We start from the raw sequence: 18,512 nt of genomic DNA, 5'->3' as shown, positions 1-18,512 counted from the left end.
CCGAGGTCAAAGCCACGCCCCAGAAGAATTTTTCATAAAGGAATCCCGAAATTAGCGAGGCAAGGCCAATGCGTCCCTAACCTGCCAACGCCTGGCCGAGCAGTTCCCGGCCTCGGTGGGAGTAGCTGAGGTTGCCAGCGGCAGCGAGGCCGGCTTCGCTCATCTTGGCGGCTGACTTGCGGAGAATGTCGATCACCTTGTCCGCCTCATACTTCGCAATAATGCCCTCGTACTGAAACTGGAGAAAGACGAGGCAAAGCCCGTCTTCGAGGGTTTGGCAGTCGGCGTTGCGCTTGATGTTTTTCTTTAAATTCAGCTCGCGCACGGCCTCGATCGTTTCCGCGTCGTAGCCGAATTCTTCAAGAATTTTGGCCGTCTCGTCGGCGTGGAAGACTTTCAGGTCGGCGCGCCACTTTAGATACCCCGCACGCCCCTCCGGGTATTCGCTGCGGGGGCGCTCCCAGCGGCGCAGATGCTGCGAACGGCTGGCCAATAGCAATGGTTCCGAGGCCTCGGGGGCGAGCTGGATGACCCGGTAGCAGAGCGCCTGAGCGAGGAGAAACTCCGCCGGATGTGTCTCCCCTTCAAAGGTGATTTGTGCCGGGTCCTCGCGGTTGATGGCGTCAAAGCGCGCGACGGTCTGGTCAAAGCGCTCGCGGTTGGCAATGTCAGTATCGGGGATGGAAATTTGAAACATGCCCATCATTTAAAGAATAGCTCCGGTGCCTGTCGACGCCGGAGCTTGGCTTTTCAGATTTTTGAACTGAACCTCAAGTGCGACGTCAACAATCATACCCACGCCTAAGACACCTTGATATACTGGACGCTGCCATCAGGCATGACCTCCGCCGTGTGCCCCTTGGGCTCGGCGAGAAAGACCGACGCGCCCAGCGCCAGCAGCGAGAAAAAGCCGATCACCATGAAAAAAGTCGAGGCATCGACGAAGCTGTAAATCGTGAGGAAGCAGACCGCGCCGACGTTGCCATAGGCACCCGTCATCCCGGCGATCTGCCCTGTCATGCGGCGCTTGACGAGCGGCACCATCGCAAAGACCGCACCCTCGCCCGACTGCACGAAAAAGGAACACATCATCGTGGCCGTCACGGCGGCAAACACCGGCCACGAGCTGTTGACCTGGCTCAGCGCAAGGTAGCCCACCGCGAGGCCCAGAATGAGCACGATCATGCTCTTGCGGCGGCCGAATTTATCACTGACCAAGCCGCCCGTCGGCCGCGCCACCAGGTTCATAAACGCGAAGCCCGAGGCCAGCAGACCGGCCTTAACGGGGCTCAGCCCAAAGGTGTCGATGAAGAACGCCGGCAGCATGGAAACCACCGCCAACTCCGAGCCGAAGGTGACGAAGTAGCTCACGTTGAGGATCGCCACCTGTTTGAATTCGTAGTGGTGAATCTCGTCCACGCCATCGCGCAGCATGTCCTTGTTCACGCGGTAAATTTGCGAGGCCTGGTAGGCGTAGAGCGCCAAGAGCCCGGCGTAGATCGCATACACCGCTCCTTGGCTCAGCAAGCCAACGCCCGTGGGCGAGAGACGCCACGCCAGCACGCCCAGCGCAAGATACATCGGTACATTCATGCCGAGCAGGAAGTAGAAATCCTTGCGGCTGGTGACCTCCAAACCACCACTTTTCTTCGGCTTAAAATACGTGGAGCCCTTCGGCGTGTTGCGGGCGAATTTAAAGAAGATAATGCCGTAAACCACAGAGATCGTACCGGTGGACAGCACCGCAAGGCGCCAGCCGTTTTCCCCGCCATAGATCAGCGCCAGCGTAGGCAGTGTCATCGCGGCGGCCGCAGAGCCAAAGTTGCCCCAACCACCGTAGATGCCCTCGGCCAGACCGACTTGTTTGGCCGGAAACCACTCACCCACCAACCGAATGCCGATCACGAAGCCCGCCCCAACAAAGCCCATTAAAAAGCGCGCCAATGCCAGTTGATTATAGCTCTGCGCCAGGGCGAAAAACGCGCACAGCAAGCCCGCGATTACCAACAGCAAGCTAAAGACATGGCGCGGCCCAAAGCGGTCCACCAGGATGCCAATAATCACCCGTGCGGGAATCGTCATGGCGACATTCAGCATGAGTAGCGCCTTCCACTGCGCGTCGGACAGATCAAACGCGGTACGGATCGCGATCACCAGGGGTGCGTGGTTAAACCACATGACAAAAGTCAGGAAAAACGCAAACCACGCCATGTGCAGCGTGCGAATGCCGGCGTCGTTCAGATTCAATAAGTTTAGCTTGTTCGGCATGGGCACCCACCTTTAGCCAATGGCATGCCAACAGCTTACGCTTACAAAATCAGCTTATCGCTTCCGATTCTTACATGAATACGCCTCATAAGCAAAACCCAATGAACGACTCCTAATACTACGGAACCAACGCAAACTTGACATTCAAGCCACCCGGGCCACCTGACACCCAACCCACCATCAAGCTTGCCATACCACATTCTTCCCGCACGGTTACCGCATGTCTTCGTATGACGCAATTATCGTTGGTTCCGGGCACAACGGCATGATCTGCGCCGCCTACCTTGCGCAGGCTGGTAAGAAGGTCGCCGTGTTTGAGCGGCGCGGGACCGTCGGCGGTGCGGTTTGCACCGACACCACGAAGATTCCCGGCTACAAGATCGACGTCGGCAGCTCCGCCCACGTGATGATCCACCAGACGCCAGTCCTCGCCGATCTCGAGCTCGCAAAGTATGGCCTCGAATACCTGGAGATGGACCCCTGGGCCTACTACCCCCTCCCCGGCCAGCCCGGCAAGGGCATTGCCTTTTACCGCGACGTCGAAAAGACCTGCCAAAGCATTGCCGAGATCAGTCCCAAGGACGCCGAGGCCTACCGCACCTTTGTCGACGCCTGGGGCAAGCTCAACGAGGGCGTGTTCGACGCCTTTCTCAAGCCGCCGACGCCGTGGAACCTCGTCAGCACGATGTTCGGGCGCTCTCTCAAGGGCAGCGACCACATGAACATGATCCGCAAGCTGATGGGCCCCTACGGCCAGCTTGTCCTGGAAACCTTCGAGCACGAGGCTCTGCGCACGGCCATCATCTGGCTCGCCGCGCAGAGCGGCCCCCCGCCCTCGGAGGCGGCCTCGGGCGACTTTGCCGGCTGGCATTCCATGTATCACCAGTCGGGGATGAAGCGGGCTAAGGGCGGCAGCGGCGCGTTGACCCAGGCGCTCAAAAAGCGCATCATCGCCGACGGTGGCGACGTCTTTGAAGACGCGCCCGTGAAGCGCATCATCACCAGCAATGGCCGCGCAACCGGCATCGAGCTGGAAAACGGCGACCGCCATGAGGCGAAGGCCGTCGTCGCCGCAACGCACATTAAGACGACACTGGACAACTTCCTCGCCGACTGCCCCGACTTGCCCGATGAAATTCGTCAGCGCTCGCAGTCGCTCCGCGTCGGCAACGGCTTTGGCATGATCGTCCGCTGCGCCATGGAGAGTCTGCCCGACTACCCGGGCTTCCAAGTCGACGACAAGGGCGTGGGCGAAATGCACCGCGGGCTGCAGCTCCTTTGCCCATCCCGCGAGGCGCTCGACGCGGCTTATGGCGACTACCTGGCGGGCCGCCCGCCCGAGAAGCCTATCCCGCTCGTGATGACGTTTTCCAGCCTCGACGACACCCTTGCCCCCGAGGGAAAACACGTCATGTTTGTCTGGGGCCAATATCACCCCTACGAGCTGCGCAACGGCGAGCATTGGGACGACATTGCCGACCGCGAGGCCGACAAGCTCCTGGCCGCCGTCGATGAATACGCCCCGGGCACGTCGGCCAAGGTCATCGATCGCTACATCCAGACCCCGCTTGAGATCGAGCGCCTCCACGGCATGCTGCGCGCCAACGTCATGCACCTGGAAATGTCGTTCGACCAAATGTTCTGCTTCCGCCCGATGCCCGAGCTTTCCAGCTACAAGATCCCCGCGATCAAGGGCCTCTACCTGACCGGTGCCAGCACCCACCCCGGTGGCGGCGTCTGGGGCGCCAGCGGCCACAACACGGCGAAGCTGATGCTCAAGGAACAGAAACGCTGGCTAAGGTAGGGCGCAGTCTCCAGACAAGCCGCAACGTCTGAGTCAGCCTTTGCGCAAGTAATAATGGGGTGGCGGCCGGTGTCCCCACCGGCCAGAATATGCAACCTCAAGTCATGGTTTGAAGAGGAACACTCACGTGGGAATCACCCATCACGGACTTATTCAATCAATTCATCTTCGCCTCTGGCCGATAGGGATATCGGCCGCCACCTGTTTAACCGACTCATCCCCCACGCTAAGTCTTGCCAACTACCCACCCCTGCGGCTTGGCTAGCGGCGTGAACCAACTCCGCGCCAAGACGCTGCTACCAGCGGCCATTTTTATCTGGGTGATCTCGGCAAGCTTTTACTGGCTGTGGCAGGCACCTGCGCCAGTGGAGACGCCCCTGCTGCCGCCGCTGTCTTTCGGGCAACGCCTACTCAGCGCGCCGCACCTGATTCTCGAACAGCTCGGCTTTTGGCTGTGGCCCATGGGGCGCGAACCGCTGACTTTTACCATCGCCCCGGACGCCGTGATGCGCGAAGGCCTGTTCTTTTGTCTGATCCTCGTTCTGTTCATCCGCTTCGGCTGGCGACTGCGACGCGTTGAGCCATGGATCTTTTACGGGCCCCTGATCGCAGTGCTGGCGATGCTGCCTTTTAGCGGCATTTACCCGGCGTTGGTGCGGCCATTCAGCTCGTTCCCACTGTTCGTCGCAGGGTTCGGACTGGCAATGACGCTCGCGGCGCTGCTTCTGCGCGGCCTCCCCTCTTGGCGCGACAAGCAACGCGGCCGCCAGGCGATGATTCGCCGCCACGGTTGGCGCGCAACGAGCCTGCTGGTCATCGCGTGGATCACACTGATGAGCGTCAACCTGATCGCCGTGATGGGCCGCAGTTGGGAGGACCGCATTAACGCACAAATTACACCCGCGCCGGAGCTGGTTATCGCCGTGGAAATTGCCCGCCAATACGGCCAGGAAGGCAAGGCCGCTGAGGCCGAGGCACTTATTATCCGCTGTGGCCAGGCCGCGCCTTGGTATGCAGAGGTATCCGTGGTGAAGGCTGAGCTGCTCCTTGCCCAGAATATGCCCGAGGCCGCCCGAGTTCATTTGAATAAAGCCTTGGAACTGGCTCCAAGCCATCAACGCGCCCGTGAACTGCGCAAAAGTATTTCCGGCTAAACCTAGCCTTCGGTAAATTTATCTTATAGTATAGTTGACTTGCATTAGTATTTCGAAATTATCGATTTTAACCGTGGCATAAAGCGGCGGCAGCCAGCTTTGTCACGAATAACGCTTGCAAAGGGTCGGTTTCGGGCTTTCTTTCGCCCTTCCACACCACTCTGCACGGAGTTTTTTCAACCAGAACCAACAAAAACCAGATATCATGGCAGTAAAAGTAGGTATCAACGGCTTCGGCCGTATCGGACGCCTCGTGTTCCGCGCTCTTGTCGACAAGGGTTTGCTCGGCACGGAAATTGAAGTCGTTGCAATCAACGACCTCGTCCCCGCGGACAACTTGGCTTACCTCCTCAAATACGACTCCATTCAGGGCCGCTTCAACGGCACGGTGGAAGCGCCCGACGCCGACACACTCGTCGTCAATGGCCACACAATCAAGAGCCTTTCCGTGCGCGAAGGTCCGGCCGCTCTCCCTTGGGGTGAGCTTGGCGTAGACATCGTCATCGAGTCCACCGGCCTCTTCGTCGAAGACAAGAAGGCACAAGGCCACATCGACGCCGGCGCTAAGAAGGTCATCATCTCCGCTCCCGGCAAGGGTGACGGCGTGAAGACCGTCGTTCTCGGCGTTAACTGCGAGTCCCTGACCGCGGATGACAACATCATTTCCAACGCAAGCTGCACCACCAACTGCCTCGCTCCGATGACCAAGGTCATCCTCGACGAGTTCGGCATCGTTGAAGGCCTCATGACCACGGTCCACAGCTACACCGCCACCCAAAAGACAGTGGACGGCCCAAGCATGAAGGACTGGAAGGGCGGCCGCAGCGCAGCGATCAACATCATCCCATCCACCACCGGTGCTGCTAAGGCTGTTGGCCTCGTGCTGCCGGAAGTTAAGGGCAAGCTCACTGGTATGGCCTTCCGCGTTCCGACCCCGACCGTTTCGGTTGTGGACCTGACCGTGAAGACCGAAAAGAAGACCTCCTACGAGGAAATCTGCCAGAAGATGAAGGCTGCCTCCGAAGGCTCCCTCAAGGGCATTCTCGGCTACACCGAAGACGAAGTGGTCTCCAGTGACTTCATTCACTGCGAGCTCAGCTCGATCTTCGACGCCGGCTCCGGTCTCGGCCTCAGCGACGACTTCTTCAAGCTCGTCAGCTGGTACGACAACGAATGGGGCTACTCCAACCGTTGCGTCGAGCTCATCCAAAAGGTTTCCGGCCTGCTCTAAGCAGACCCGTAAACCTTACGGTAAATTTTCAACCGCCTCCAGCAATGGAGGCGGTTTTTCTGTGCCCCTCGGCAGGTAGGGACGCATCTCCGAGGCGTCCGCTGCAAGAGGTCAACGGCCGGAATTGCTCTGATCGGTCGGCTTGTTGCGCTCGATTAAATCAATGACCTCGACGTGGCCTAACACAACACGCCAAAACTCGTCACGCCAATCCATCGGCTCAAGTGTGGACCGGCTGGGTTGCTTTTCACGCACCCCTTCAAAGCCCGACGACTCGATCAGCGCCATCAGCTGTCGGCGGCGCTCGGCTCGATCAGCAATCATTAGAATGGGCTCCAATTTTTTCAATTGTGCATCGTTCCAAGCCTTCTCACGTGCAATGCGTTCCTTTTCCAAGCGCTCTTTCTCGGCGCAAATGCGATCGTAGATAATCCGCAAATCGCCTTCGTAGCCACCTTCCTTCCATACGCGCAAAGCCTGTAGCTCCTCGGTTCGATAGCGCAAATCGGCGTAACCATAGATCGAAACGCTGTATTGATTATCCACATCCGTCTTTTTCGCCATGAACAGCGCTACTGAATCTTTGTGATAACGGATGTCAGACCGATAGCCGAGCCCAAGCCCAAAGGTGCTGATCCCAAAGAGCTCGACCACCTCGCTTTCGAAACCCGGCGTGAAAGATTCGACAACTTCCAGATCGATCAAGGTCACGTCATTGAGACTCATCGCCTGCCCATACTGCCTGAACGTGTAGTTCTCGATATGGCGTGCATTCACCATTTTTCCAATAAAGACAACATCCGCCAACGCCGCCTCCCCGGGAAAATGATACGGTGCTGGACTAAGCCCGAACGCAGCGGTTATGCCTGATGCCAGTAGGCCGAAAGCCACGATGAGGCCTTTCAACGAGTTAATTAACCGACCAAGCATACCATATCCCTCTCGCTTCACCGATGCGTCGACACAAACTCTTTGGGGTTATCCGTGATCGTGTAAATCCCCACCCGGCCAATGACCTCGGTCGGTTTGGCGTCAACGGGCATGGTGATCTTTCCGTCGCCATCGAGATCGACCACCACCACGATATTGGGGTTACCGTAGGCATCGGTGATCGTCGGCTTGCTCCTGCCTTCCGGCGTGTGCCATTCGCTTGATCCGAACGAGTAGAACGGTATGCACTTGCGGTTCCCTTGCTGCTGAACGGCCTCGATGTTGCGTGAGCCATCCGTATCTCGGCCACTCAATACGATAACGAAACGCTCGGCATTCAGCCCCTTGGCTAGATTTACGCTACCGGTCTTCTGAAACATTTTCGGGAACTCACCGTATTCATTGTGGAATGCTTCAAGTGCAGTGCTATACCCAGAAAATTGTGCGCGAGACTTTGCACTAGGCGCGCTCCCGCCACGACATCCAACACGTGGCACAAAGATGCCCCACAGAATGAGCCCCAAACCGCCATACATGAAGATGCGTAAAATCCACTTCACGCATAGTTAATATCACATCCCATCAACCCGCTGCACGGCCGCCGTCTAAGTGCTCGTATCGGTCGCGTCCCACTCCACACCGGGCGACAGCGCCCAGGTCAACGCTTCGCGTTTTTCGTGAATCACACCACCATTGCGCACCGGGTGAAACTTTTCCGGGACCTGCTCAGCGTGGCCCAACTGCGCGGAGCGAACCGCATTGTGCGCGCAGTAAAAGGTGTCTTCGAGCTGGAGCACGTCCGCCTCGCTGCGGGGAGATAGAGTCTTGGCGAACGCCTCGGGCCCTTGCCAAGACTCACCAATGAACTCCATCAGCGCGTCGCGACGCTTACCGCCGATCATTTTGCCGTCGAGCGCGGGCTGTTCGTCGTAGCCGAGCATCCACGCCAGCGCCTCCATATTTTCGAGGTTCCAGCCGATGGTGTCCATATGCTCTTTGCGCGCCTGCTCGCGGGGCTTGGTAATGATCAATGCCTCATCACGGGTAAATTCGTCAGGCAAATCATACACTGAGAGCAGCGCGCCGATGTCGTCCTTGGACACCGTTTTTTCGTCGTATACTACGTAAAGATAAACCGCATAACTGACGAGCAAGCGCTTCTGAATCTCGTTCGCCGGGCGCAACTTCCCCGGGACCCCAGCGCGACGGTTCAGCGTCGGCAGGGAAGAGGAAAAGCGAAAACCCGCCGCGTCTAATATCTCCTTAGAGCGAGCCCGAAGCGCCTCGCCCTGCGGGTCGGGCTGATCCGCGTTCTTCACTGTCGGATCACCGCCCATCTCATCGAGAGAGGCGGTCTTAAGCGGCTCCACATAGACGGGCCCAGTCGGGCCATTATCCGCACTCAAGCAAACCGCCACCCCAAGTGCGACCAAGAAAATCATTATGCGATGCATCGTCATTCCCGCGCATCCCAACGACTCTCCGCCGCCTTGTAAATGCTAGATGACTTCCACGCCGCCAAACCAAAGCAGCGCATTGACTTACACCCAACCCCGCTGCAAAGTTTCACCTTCATCTACTCAATTCTGCATTCCGCAATCCGAAATCCGCAATTCAAACCCTCCCCCTTCGCGATTCGCCATCCGCATTTCGCTCTTCGATAAATTATCATGAAACTGAAACGCAAACTCCGCTATGGAATGATTGGCGGTGGCCGTAACGCCTTTATTGGCGCGGTGCACCGCATGGCCGCCAACCTCGATGGCCAGATGGAACTCGTTGCCGGTTGCTTCTCCAGCGACCCCGGCCGCTCGCGTCTGTCCGCTGAAGACCTCTACGTGGCCCCCGAACGCGCCTACGCTTCGTATGAAGAAATGGCCAAGGCCGAGGCCGCGATGCCCGAGGACCAGCGCCTCGACTTCGTGTCGATCGTTACCCCGAACTACATGCATTTTCCCGTGGCCAAGTGCTTCCTCGAAGCGGGCTTCAACGTGATTTGCGACAAGCCGATGACCTTCGATCTCAAGGAAGCCAAGCAGCTTAAAAAGATCGTCGAGAAGTCCGGCAAAGTCTTTGCCCTCACGCATAATTACACCGGCTACCCGATGGTCAAAGAAGCCCGCGAGCTCGTGAAAAAAGGCAAGCTCGGCGACATCATGAAAATCGTCGCCGAATACCCGCAGGACTGGCTGCTCTCCGCCCTCGAAGCCGAGGACCAAAAGCAGGCCGCCTGGCGCACCGACCCCAAGCGCTCCGGAGCCAGCTGCGCGGTGGGCGACATCGGCACCCACGCTGAAAACCTCGCCCGCTACATCACCGGCCTCGACATTGACTCGATCTGTGCCGAGTTCACGAGCTTCGTCCCCGGCCGCCCGCTCGAAGACGACGGCAACATGCTCATCCGCTTCAAAGGCGGCGCCAAGGGCATCCTCTACGCTTCGCAGATTTCCGCGGGCGAGGAGAACAACCTCAACATTCGCGTCTACGGCACGAAGGGCTCGCTGGAGTGGCATCAGGAAAACCCGATGGAGCTGATCGTTAAATACCCGGACAAGCCCCGTGAAGTGCTTAAGCGCGGCCAGGGTTATTTGTCCAAGGCCTCCCAGGATGCCGCCCGCATCCCCCCCGGCCACCCCGAGGCCTTCCTCGAAGCCTTTGCGAACATTTACATGAGCGCCGCCGAGGCGATCAGCGACGAAGTCCAGGGCAAGTATCCCCGCAAAAAGGGTTACGACTTCCCCGACGTCGACGACGGTGTTTACGGCATGGCCTTCATCGAAACCTGCGTCAAGTCCTCCAAGGCCAAGGCCAAGTGGACGAAGTTCCCGAAGCTGTAGCCAGATTTTAAAAGGTAGGGCGCAGTCTCCAGACAAGCCGCCACGCCACGCTGGCAAAAACGAAAGTTACGCGAAACCACTCCGCCAACGGCTTGTCTAGAGATTGCGCCCTACCCTAAATCATCGCCATGCGCCTCGCCGCCATCATCTCATTATGCATTCTGATCCCGCTCTATGCCCTAGCGCAGGAAGCTGCCGCTGAGCCGCAAAACATCGACGCCACGCCTGAGTTCGTCTTCGAGGGCGACGTGGACTACGTCGACCCAGTGCTGCGCGATGACATCGGCCCGCCACGCGTGTTGTCGGGGACGATGACAACAATTTCACATACAGATGAGAGACCCGCTGTTGTTAGAGGTAAAATAGTCCCTGATGTCTCACTTGTCACTAATGCTGAATTTACCTTAGATAGAAATTATGTGATCTCCTATCAGGCGACTACCGATAAGGGCGCAGTCCAAGTCGTTTTAGGCGAAGCCAAAGAGGAAGATGATGTAATCAGTATAGTTTGTGCGTTTGAATCTGCGACGCCTCTAAGCAGCGGCTACACGATTCAGTATCTAGTCATCTTCATGAAAGATGATGACGGCGAAATGATTGAAGAAGCCATACACTTCTACACTGCGCCTACCTACCAAGAAGCCACGTTCGAGCTCACTTTCATCAATCCCGAAACCGGCGAAACCGCCAAGGCTACCGGCGAGATCACCATGTTCGCCAACCTCGATTCCGATGTGACGCCCGAGGAAGATTATCAACAACTTGAAAAACAAATCCTTGAGCTCGACACGATGCTGCAGGCCAAGCAGGCGCAAGCTGCCGAGCTGCAACAGCTGATCGATGCGCAGATCCGCGAGCTGAACCGGCACGATGCGATCATTGCCGAAATGAAGGCCCAGCAGGAACAGCTCGCGCGCGAAAACGAGCAACTGCGCTCCGGCGAGGCCTACCAGGCCATGGCCGAAGCCAATGCCGCCCTCCGCGAACGCCACGAGCAGAACACCGATGCGCGGCAGTTCTCCGCCGCCACCGTTGCCCAAATGACCGTGCGGCAGGAGTCGCTGGCCAAAGACAATGCCGACCTCGCCCGAAGCAACGCCGATCTCCGCGAGCAGCTCGCCGAGGCGTTGACCGAGATCAGCGCGATTCGCGGCAAGCAGGAATTGCTCAGCCGCCAGTCGGACAAAGAATTCGACTACAGCCTCCCCCCCGCGCCGGAACCCGCCCCCAAACCGAACAATCTTCCGCGTGCCAGCATCACCACGGTGACGCCGGTCACCAACGCGACACCTCCCGTCAACGAATCCCTTTCCGCCATGGCGCTCGCCGCCGTGGATGAGCCATCCACCGCCGACACACAGCCCGGCCCCGGCGAAGCCATCACGCCCAACGCCGACAAGATGCCACCGGGCACGATCACCGGCGTCCGCGAGCCCAGTGCCGTTGTTAACCCCGAGCAGGCTCAAGGCCAGTGGCGTTTCCCGCTACCGATGTCGGCCACGATCGACTCTGCACCGCAAAGTAATGCGACACCCGCTCCGCAAAGTGGCGAATCCGATGAGGACTCCAGCCACGTAAATCGCCGCGGACCGCGGCGGTAATTTTCTGTAACTACCCTGCGGCCTCCGCCTTCTTTTGGGCAGCTTCTTCTTTCGCTTTTTGGTGCGCCTCCTGATCGATGCTTTCCTGGAGCAGCCAGGCGGCCAGCCCACCAATCGCGGCGCACACTGGCAGCATCGCCATCGCGCGGCGATAGGCATTGATTGAATAATGGCCGTCATCGCCGAGTGCTTCGGAGCCCGCCGACCAATCCAGCAGCCCGCCAAAAAGCGCCATGCCAAGACCACCAAGCAGCATGACCATCATGTTAGTAACGGCGATCGAGGTGCCGCTAAACTTGCGCTCGTTGTGCTCCACGGCCGCCACAAAACCGATCACCTGCGGGCTCGACACCAGGCCGATCAGGAGCATCAGCACATAAACGCCCCACAAATCCATCGACTTAAAGAGCAGCAGCAGTGAGGTGCCGCCAACGGTCAGCAACGATGAGGCCGCCAGCAACAAACGCCGGTGCCCGATGTGCTCAGACAACCAGCCTGCGAAAGGACTTCCAACCAGCCAGCCCACGTAAAGCATCGACACCGCGCCCGAGGCCTCGACCTTCGTTTCTCCGGTTAGCGCCATAATATATTGCACACCCCATAAGGCACCGATCACCGATAGCGGCAGATACAGCGTGGAGGTCACCACGCCAGCGAGCCAGGTCTGCGGATTAAGCAAAACCTTCTTCAAGCCGAGCAGCATTTTGCTGAGTTTTTCGGGTGCCTTGGTCTGCTTGTGCGGAGGGCGGTGCGGAATGATAAACAGAATCAGCACCATGACGAATAAGCCGAAGTAACCGGCGTCCTTCATCGTAATACGCCAACCGAAATCGGACACCGCCGCCGCAATGCCGGCGTTGCCCACGATGGCACCGAGCATACCCAGCGAAGTGGTGAGGCCGGAGAGCAGCGCAAGCCGACGCCGGGGGAACCACTGTGTCGCCAAATACATGGTCCCGACAAAGGCAAACGACGAGCCAAAGCCCTGGCAAAGTCGCGCCAGTCCCAAGGTGTAACTTTGATGACCGGACATGACGAAAATGCAGCCAACGGCGCACAGAAAACAAGCCGGAACGAGGATCGTTTTCGCGCTAAAGCGGTCCAACGCCGGCCCCACAAAAAGCTGCATCGGCGCGTAAATATAAAAGTAAATGCCGAGCACCCCGCCCAGCGCGCCCGCGGTCAGGCCGAACGAGGCCTGCAGCTCCGGCTCCATCACCGAGGGGGCCACGCGAACAAAAAACTCGTAGAGATAGAACAACGAGGCCACGCCCCAAATCATCCACGCCCGAAATCCCCCGGGGCCTTCTACGTGCGAGTCCGTTTCAGCAATAGCACCCATGAAATAAGCCTAATCCAATCAGCTACTTACGCCAGCACGAACCGCGCCACCGGCAATGTTTTCTCCTGATTCAGAGCCATTACCACAATGAGTTCGACATGAGCCTCTCACGGCTGCAGGGCTCGTGCTTATTGCGCGATGCCGTCATTGCCTCTCCGCCATCAGGGTGCTGCATCGCGCAAGCGCGAGCTCTACAGCAATACCCCAGTAATAAAAACTACAGCCCGAGGATGTTAAACAGCACCGCAAAGACCGCGTCGGCCACAATGATCAGCGTGATACCGGTCACCACGGCGGACGTCGTTGCCTGGCCGACCGCAGCGGAGCTGCTGCCACACTGCATGCCCCGCATACAACCGGAACCTGCCACGATGAAGCCAATCACAATCGCTTTGATGATGCCGGTTGAGAAATTGGCCAGATCGATGGCACCGATGGTGCGATTAACAAACTGCGAAACGGTGACATCCAGCATCGAGGTGCCGATTATCATACCGCCCAGTATGCCAATGAAATCCGCAAACAGCACCAGCATCGGCATCATGATACACAGGGCGAGCATCCGCGGCAGAACCAGAAAATCCATTGGCGAGAGGCCGAGTGTTTTGAGCGCGTCAATTTCCTCGGACACCTTCATGCTGCCGAGCGAGGCGGCAAAGGCAGCCCCCGTGCGGCCACACATGATAATCCCCGTCATGATGGCACCCATTTCGCGCACCATCGCCAGGCCCACCAGATCGGCTACGTAGATATCCGCACCAAATTTCTGGAGCTGCACCGCGCCGACGAAGGCCAAAATCACGCCGACCAAAAAGTTAATGAGCAATACGATGGGTAGCGCTTCAGCGCCGGTCTGCTGCACAATGACCCAAAGATCCGTCCAGCGGAAGCGCGCCTTGCCCTTGAAAAACCGCAACAGCGACAACGTGCACTCGCCAATAAATTCGATAGTCTCGCTGAGCTCTTTGCCGAAAGCAATGGTGGCGTTACCGACCTTAGTGAAAAAACCTTCGTGCTTCTGGTCGCGGCCGGTGCCCTCTTTTTTCGGCACTGCGGTCGCTAGCTTGAGGAGGCCCTCGGCTCCGTTAGGCAAGCCGGATAGATCCATGTCGGTCTTGGTCAGCTTGGCCAAGTCGCCGACTTTTTGCAGAAAGGTCATCAGCGCGGTATCCCAACCGGTGACCTTGCTGGACTCAAAGGCGAGCTTCGACGGCGGCTTGCCTTCGCCGAACTGCGACTCCACTTGAGAAAAATCCGGAATCGCGGCACCAAACTTCCACTCGCCCGCCAGTTCCAACACCAGTGAGTCGCCCGCCCGCTGGACATCCAGTTCCGCTGTAGCCTGAGTCTGCGCCATGTTAAGGAGCGATCTTGTTGCTAACTCGGCATTTGCCAATCACTTTTGTGCTTCGCCCAACAATTTGAAGCGGGCACAAAAAACCCCGCTGGCGCAAACCAGCGGGGTTCGAAAACTGATGTTCGTGCAAGGCGGCCCTTAGAGGGAGCCTTCGCCCTTTTCGTCAGTGCGGATGCGGACGGACTCTTCGATCGGAATGACGAAGATCTTGCCGTCACCAATTTTGCCGGTTTTGGCGGCCTTGGCGATGGTTTCAACCGTCTTTTCTGCGATGTCGGAAGGCACGGCGATGTCGACCATGACCTTCGGGAGGAAGTCCACGGTGTATTCGCTGCCGCGATAGATTTCGGTGTGGCCTTTTTGGCGACCAAAACCCTTTACCTCAGTTACGGTCATACCTTCGATGCCGATCTCCGAGAGAGCTTCCTTCACTTCTTCGAGTTTGAAGGGCTTAATAATGGCTTTTACGAGTTTCATAACTAATTCGTATAGATTGATTATTCTGTTTCAGGCAATGAATCAAGAAGAGACTCAAACCATTACTTGGTGTCAGGAGCAAACTGCGGGTAAGCTTCCTGCCCGTGTTCGCCGATGTCGAGGCCTTCTGCTTCCTCTTCTTCGCTGACGCGGATACCGATGGTAACCTTCAGGATGCCGAAGAAGATAATGGAGAAGATGAAGGCGAATGCGGAAATCGAGAGCGTTCCGATGAGCTGAGTCATGAAGCTGAAGCCGGCACCTTCCTGCTGGAAGATAGCTACAGCGAGCGTGCCCCAAACACCACAAATACCATGCACGGAAACCGCGCCGACCGGGTCGTCGATCTTGATCTTGTCGAAGAATAGGATGGAAACAACTACCAGAGCACCAGCGATCAGGCCGATGAGGACCGAGCCAAGGAGCGTGACGGAGTCAGCGCCAGCGGTGATACCAACCAGACCGGCCAGGATACCGTTAAGGGCCATGGAGAGGTCAGGCTTCTTGAGAAGCGCCCAGGATACTGCGATGGCAGCCAGACCACCAGCGGCAGCGGCCATTGCTGTCGTCACGAAGACGAAAGAAACCAGTTCCGCGTCAGCGGAAAGAACCGAACCACCGTTAAATCCGAACCAACCGAGGAACAGAAGGAAGACGCCAATCGTGGCGAGCGGCATCGAGTGACCGAGGATCGGCTTGATCTTGCCGTTCTCGAGATACTTGCCCTTACGAGCGCCAAGCAAGATCACACAGGCCAGGGCAGCGAAACCACCGAAGGCATGCACAAGTGAAGAACCTGCGAAGTCATAGAAGCCCATGCCGTCGAGCCAGCCACCGCCCCATTTCCAGGAGCCAGTTACAGGATAGGCAAAAGATACCAAAAGCGTGGCGAAAATCATGAAGCTGGGAAGCTTCACACGTTCAGCAACAGCACCGGACACAATCGTAGCCGCAGTCGCTGCGAACATCGCTTGGAAGATAAAGTCCGTCCAACCAGTCATGCAGAGACCTGTGCCGCCGTATTCAATGAACGTGCCACCATAGTCAGCCATGGTAACTGCACCGTTAAGCGCGTAAACACCTTTTATAATCCAAGCATCCACAGGATACATTGAGTTGAATCCAACCAAAAGGTAGGAGATCAATCCCATGCAGATGATAAAGACATTCTTAAATAGAACGTTGACCGTATTCTTACTTTGCGAAAGACCGGACTCAAGCGTTGCGAAACCGAGGTGCATCAAGAACACCAAAGCTGCTGCAATAAGAATCCAGAGGTTACTTATTGTGAAAAACGGCGCAACTTCGTAGCGTTGGAAATATCCTTTCACCGCTGCTTGCTGCTCAGGCGTCAGATCACTCATCTGCCCACCGGTTTGCGTGAATTCATAGAGCAGCACCGCTTTCGCGTCTAATGCTAACTCATCGTAGTCCTCACCCTCGGTGTCCAGCTCTACAGCCGTAACCTGGAGGTCTTCCGACGTTGGGTCAACATCCTGAGCAAAAGTCCAAGACGCGCTACCTATCGCGAGTCCGAACATAAGCATCAAGAATTTCAGGAGTCTGAGTTTCATGATCATAGATATAGTTTGTTGGATTGAGAATTTTTCCGTTGGATAACCGGAGTTTTACTGAGAGGCGCCTTAAAAGCACCCATCGTGCCAATTTCCCAATTTTGACTTCTCAAACTATCTGCCATGATCTCGGTTCACGCATAAACCCTATGAACGGAACCAACTAGAATTCATGAAATCCATTCATCCAAAACCGGAACTCGTGGACAAATTTGATCGGTAACCGTGTTTCTTTTGCGCAACCAGCAAGCAAACTGAGCATGTGCATACAGCACGAACTGGCTGAATTTGCCCCGCTTCTGTGTCTATATTACGCAAAATGCTGCATAATTTTAACCAGATACGTGGGGCAAAAGCACTTACCCAGACATATTCTGGCCCATTTACTTGCTGCGCAGCGCCTTAAGCTTCTCGTAGGATTGCAAGGCTCGGTTGCGCCCCTGCTTATGGTCGATGATCGGTGCCGGATAGTCACGACCGATGACCACTCCGCCTAGCTGATCCAGGTCAGCCTCCCAAGGCTGATGAATCACCTTGGTGTCCAGTGGCCGCAGCTCGGGAACCCATTCGCGGACATAGTCGCCGTTGGGGTCAAATTTCTCGCCCTGCAGGATAGGGTTAAACACGCGAAAATACGGGGCGGCGTCCGCCCCACAGCCCGCGCTCCACTGCCAGCCCTGGGTATTGTTGGCCAAATCTGCGTCGACCAGCGTATCCCAGAACCAACGGGCACCCTCCTGCCACGGGATTTGCAAGTGCTTGACCAGCAACGATGCCACGATCATGCGCACGCGATTGTGCATCCAGCCGGTCGCCCAAAGCTGACGCATGCCGGCATCAACGATCGGGTAACCGGTTTCGCCCTTTTGCCAAGCCTGGAGATAGGCCTCATCCATCTCCCACGGGAAGTGGTTAAACTCCTCACGCAGCGGCTCCGTGGGCGTGTGCGGAAAGTGAAACAGCAGGTGGTGCGAGAACTCGCGCCAGCCGATCTCGGACAAAAATTTACGCGCGCCCTTGGTCCCGTCGGAGTCGTGCTTGTCGAAGGCAGCAAAGACCTCGCGCGGGCCGATCTGGCCAAAGTGCAGGTACGGCGACAGGCGCGAGGTGCCGTCCATATCCGGACGATCACGGTTCTTAGTGTAGCCAGAGGCGTTGCTGGCGGCCAGCTTGCCCAGCCGCTGGCGCGCGGCGGCGGTCGTGGGGGTCCAGGCATCGTAGAAGCCGGTATCCCAGCCAATGTCCGGCAAGAGCGCCAACTCTTCCACAGCCAGCGAATCGGGCCATTGTTTGGGTGCCTTGGCCTGTTGGTGGTCCACACTAACCGGCGGGGCGATTTTCTGCTGCATGCAGTGCTTCCAATACGGCGTAAAGACCTGAAATGGCTTGCCGGATTTGTTTTTGATTTCCCACGGCTCAAAGACTAGGGACGCATTAAAACTCTTAGCCTCAAAGCCCTCGCTGGTAAGGCTTTCCTTGATCAGCTTGTCCCGCTTGATCACGTCCGGCTCGTAACGGCGGTTCCAGAAAACCGCCTCTGCGCCAGAGTCCTTGAGCAAGCGCTTCAGCTCTTCACCGGACTTGCCCCGGCGGATGATCAGACGCAGGCCATAGTCGTCCAGTTGGCTGGATAGATCGTTGAGCGCATGGTGTAGCCACCACTTGCTCGCGCCGCCGAAGCCCCACTTGCCCTCCCCTTTTTCGTCGTAAATGAAGACCGGCACGACGGGGCCACCACGCTCGATAGCAGTTTGTAAGGCGGGGTTATCGTGAATGCGTAGATCCTGGCGAAACCAGATGATACTTGGAGCTTGGTTAGCGGACACGGCTTAGTATGGGTGACTCCCCCGCAGAGCGCAAATGGACGGGCTAAAAACTCAAAGGATTTTACCAATCCAAATTGCCCAGGCAGCAACCAGCCCCAAGGCAATCCCTCC

15 protein-coding genes are annotated in these 18,512 nt (G+C 57.4%); 5 read left to right on the top strand and 10 right to left on the bottom strand.

The annotated features are described in order from the left end of the window. Positions 1–76: 76 nt before the first annotated feature. Both O3S85_RS14280 and O3S85_RS14275 read right to left on the bottom strand, forming a co-directional pair. Positions 77–697, bottom strand: a complete 621-nt coding sequence (locus O3S85_RS14280) for a DUF4202 domain-containing protein (RefSeq protein WP_269541191.1) — start codon at positions 695–697, stop codon at positions 77–79. Positions 698–801: 104 nt separating this feature from the next. Next, a complete protein-coding gene (locus O3S85_RS14275) occupies positions 802–2,268 on the bottom strand; it encodes a NarK family nitrate/nitrite MFS transporter (RefSeq protein ID WP_269541189.1) in 1,467 nt (488 codons plus the stop codon). Positions 2,269–2,488: 220 nt separating this feature from the next. Here O3S85_RS14275 and O3S85_RS14270 point away from each other — a divergent pair, with 220 nt between their 5' ends. The 3 genes from O3S85_RS14270 to gap all read left to right on the top strand — a co-directional run bounded on the left by O3S85_RS14270 (position 2,489) and on the right by gap (position 6,457). Next, positions 2,489–4,072, top strand: a complete 1,584-nt coding sequence (locus tag O3S85_RS14270; protein WP_269541188.1) for a phytoene desaturase family protein — start codon at positions 2,489–2,491, stop codon at positions 4,070–4,072. 233 nt (positions 4,073–4,305) lie between these two features. Next, positions 4,306–5,226 carry a tetratricopeptide repeat protein gene (locus O3S85_RS14265; protein WP_269541187.1) on the top strand — a complete coding sequence of 307 codons (921 nt, stop codon included), beginning with the start codon at positions 4,306–4,308 and terminating at the stop codon, positions 5,224–5,226. A 205-nt stretch (positions 5,227–5,431) separates the two neighbouring features. After that, the gene (gap, locus tag O3S85_RS14260) at positions 5,432–6,457 is read left to right on the top strand and encodes a type I glyceraldehyde-3-phosphate dehydrogenase (protein ID WP_269541186.1); all 1,026 of its coding nucleotides are present in this window, start codon (positions 5,432–5,434) and stop codon (positions 6,455–6,457) included. A 111-nt stretch (positions 6,458–6,568) separates the two neighbouring features. On the opposite strand, the gene O3S85_RS14255 is transcribed toward gap, so the two are convergent. From O3S85_RS14255 to O3S85_RS14245, 3 genes are all read right to left on the bottom strand, one after another. Continuing rightward, positions 6,569–7,348, bottom strand: coding sequence for a hypothetical protein (locus O3S85_RS14255; RefSeq protein WP_269541185.1), 780 nt, complete (start codon positions 7,346–7,348; stop codon positions 6,569–6,571). Positions 7,349–7,404: 56 nt separating this feature from the next. Further along, on the bottom strand, positions 7,405–7,767 hold the full coding sequence (locus O3S85_RS14250) for a hypothetical protein (RefSeq protein ID WP_269541184.1): 363 nt from the start codon (positions 7,765–7,767) through the stop codon (positions 7,405–7,407). Positions 7,768–7,992: 225 nt separating this feature from the next. Then, the gene (locus O3S85_RS14245; RefSeq protein WP_269541183.1) at positions 7,993–8,829 is read right to left on the bottom strand and encodes a DUF4272 domain-containing protein; all 837 of its coding nucleotides are present in this window, start codon (positions 8,827–8,829) and stop codon (positions 7,993–7,995) included. Between the two features lie 228 nt (positions 8,830–9,057). On the opposite strand from O3S85_RS14245, the gene O3S85_RS14240 reads away from it, so the two are divergent. Both O3S85_RS14240 and O3S85_RS14235 read left to right on the top strand, forming a co-directional pair. Further along, on the top strand, positions 9,058–10,224 hold the full coding sequence (locus O3S85_RS14240; RefSeq protein WP_269541182.1) for a Gfo/Idh/MocA family protein: 1,167 nt from the start codon (positions 9,058–9,060) through the stop codon (positions 10,222–10,224). A 128-nt stretch (positions 10,225–10,352) separates the two neighbouring features. Next, positions 10,353–11,825, top strand: a complete 1,473-nt coding sequence (locus O3S85_RS14235) for an AAA family ATPase (protein ID WP_269541181.1) — start codon at positions 10,353–10,355, stop codon at positions 11,823–11,825. A 10-nt stretch (positions 11,826–11,835) separates the two neighbouring features. On the opposite strand, the gene O3S85_RS14230 is transcribed toward O3S85_RS14235, so the two are convergent. The 5 genes from O3S85_RS14230 to O3S85_RS14210 all read right to left on the bottom strand — a co-directional run bounded on the left by O3S85_RS14230 (position 11,836) and on the right by O3S85_RS14210 (position 18,401). Then, on the bottom strand, positions 11,836–13,167 hold the full coding sequence (locus O3S85_RS14230) for an MFS transporter (protein WP_269541180.1): 1,332 nt from the start codon (positions 13,165–13,167) through the stop codon (positions 11,836–11,838). A 217-nt stretch (positions 13,168–13,384) separates the two neighbouring features. Continuing rightward, a complete protein-coding gene (locus O3S85_RS14225) occupies positions 13,385–14,524 on the bottom strand; it encodes an MlaE family ABC transporter permease (RefSeq protein ID WP_269541179.1) in 1,140 nt (379 codons plus the stop codon). Between the two features lie 138 nt (positions 14,525–14,662). Continuing rightward, positions 14,663–15,001: a P-II family nitrogen regulator gene (locus O3S85_RS14220; RefSeq protein ID WP_269541177.1), complete on the bottom strand. Its 339-nt coding sequence runs from the start codon at positions 14,999–15,001 to the stop codon at positions 14,663–14,665. A 62-nt stretch (positions 15,002–15,063) separates the two neighbouring features. Beyond that, positions 15,064–16,575 carry an ammonium transporter gene (locus tag O3S85_RS14215; RefSeq protein ID WP_269541176.1) on the bottom strand — a complete coding sequence of 504 codons (1,512 nt, stop codon included), beginning with the start codon at positions 16,573–16,575 and terminating at the stop codon, positions 15,064–15,066. Between the two features lie 383 nt (positions 16,576–16,958). Further along, on the bottom strand, positions 16,959–18,401 hold the full coding sequence (locus O3S85_RS14210; protein ID WP_269541175.1) for a cryptochrome/photolyase family protein: 1,443 nt from the start codon (positions 18,399–18,401) through the stop codon (positions 16,959–16,961). Between the last annotated feature and the right edge of the window lie 111 nt (positions 18,402–18,512).

The organism is Cerasicoccus sp. TK19100 (assembly GCF_027257155.1).
Classification (GTDB): Bacteria; Verrucomicrobiota; Verrucomicrobiia; order Opitutales; family Cerasicoccaceae; genus Cerasicoccus; species Cerasicoccus fimbriatus.
This window is presented reverse-complemented; position numbering and strand designations above follow the sequence as displayed.

Bases quoted from the DNA above. Each gene is read 5' to 3' on its own strand.
- O3S85_RS14280 (WP_269541191.1), bottom strand. From the start codon at position 697: ATGTTTCAAATTTCCATCCCCGATACTGACATTGCCAACCGCGAGCGC.
- O3S85_RS14275 (WP_269541189.1), bottom strand. From the start codon at position 2,268: ATGCCGAACAAGCTAAACTTATTGAATCTGAACGACGCCGGCATTCGC.
- O3S85_RS14270 (WP_269541188.1), top strand. From the start codon at position 2,489: ATGTCTTCGTATGACGCAATTATCGTTGGTTCCGGGCACAACGGCATG.
- gap (WP_269541186.1), top strand. From the start codon at position 5,432: ATGGCAGTAAAAGTAGGTATCAACGGCTTCGGCCGTATCGGACGCCTC.
- O3S85_RS14250 (WP_269541184.1), bottom strand. From the start codon at position 7,767: ATGTTTCAGAAGACCGGTAGCGTAAATCTAGCCAAGGGGCTGAATGCC.
- O3S85_RS14245 (WP_269541183.1), bottom strand. From the start codon at position 8,829: ATGATTTTCTTGGTCGCACTTGGGGTGGCGGTTTGCTTGAGTGCGGAT.
- O3S85_RS14240 (WP_269541182.1), top strand. From the start codon at position 9,058: ATGAAACTGAAACGCAAACTCCGCTATGGAATGATTGGCGGTGGCCGT.
- O3S85_RS14235 (WP_269541181.1), top strand. From the start codon at position 10,353: ATGCGCCTCGCCGCCATCATCTCATTATGCATTCTGATCCCGCTCTAT.
- O3S85_RS14230 (WP_269541180.1), bottom strand. From the start codon at position 13,167: ATGGGTGCTATTGCTGAAACGGACTCGCACGTAGAAGGCCCCGGGGGA.
- O3S85_RS14225 (WP_269541179.1), bottom strand. From the start codon at position 14,524: ATGGCGCAGACTCAGGCTACAGCGGAACTGGATGTCCAGCGGGCGGGC.
- O3S85_RS14220 (WP_269541177.1), bottom strand. From the start codon at position 15,001: ATGAAACTCGTAAAAGCCATTATTAAGCCCTTCAAACTCGAAGAAGTG.
- O3S85_RS14215 (WP_269541176.1), bottom strand. From the start codon at position 16,575: ATGAAACTCAGACTCCTGAAATTCTTGATGCTTATGTTCGGACTCGCG.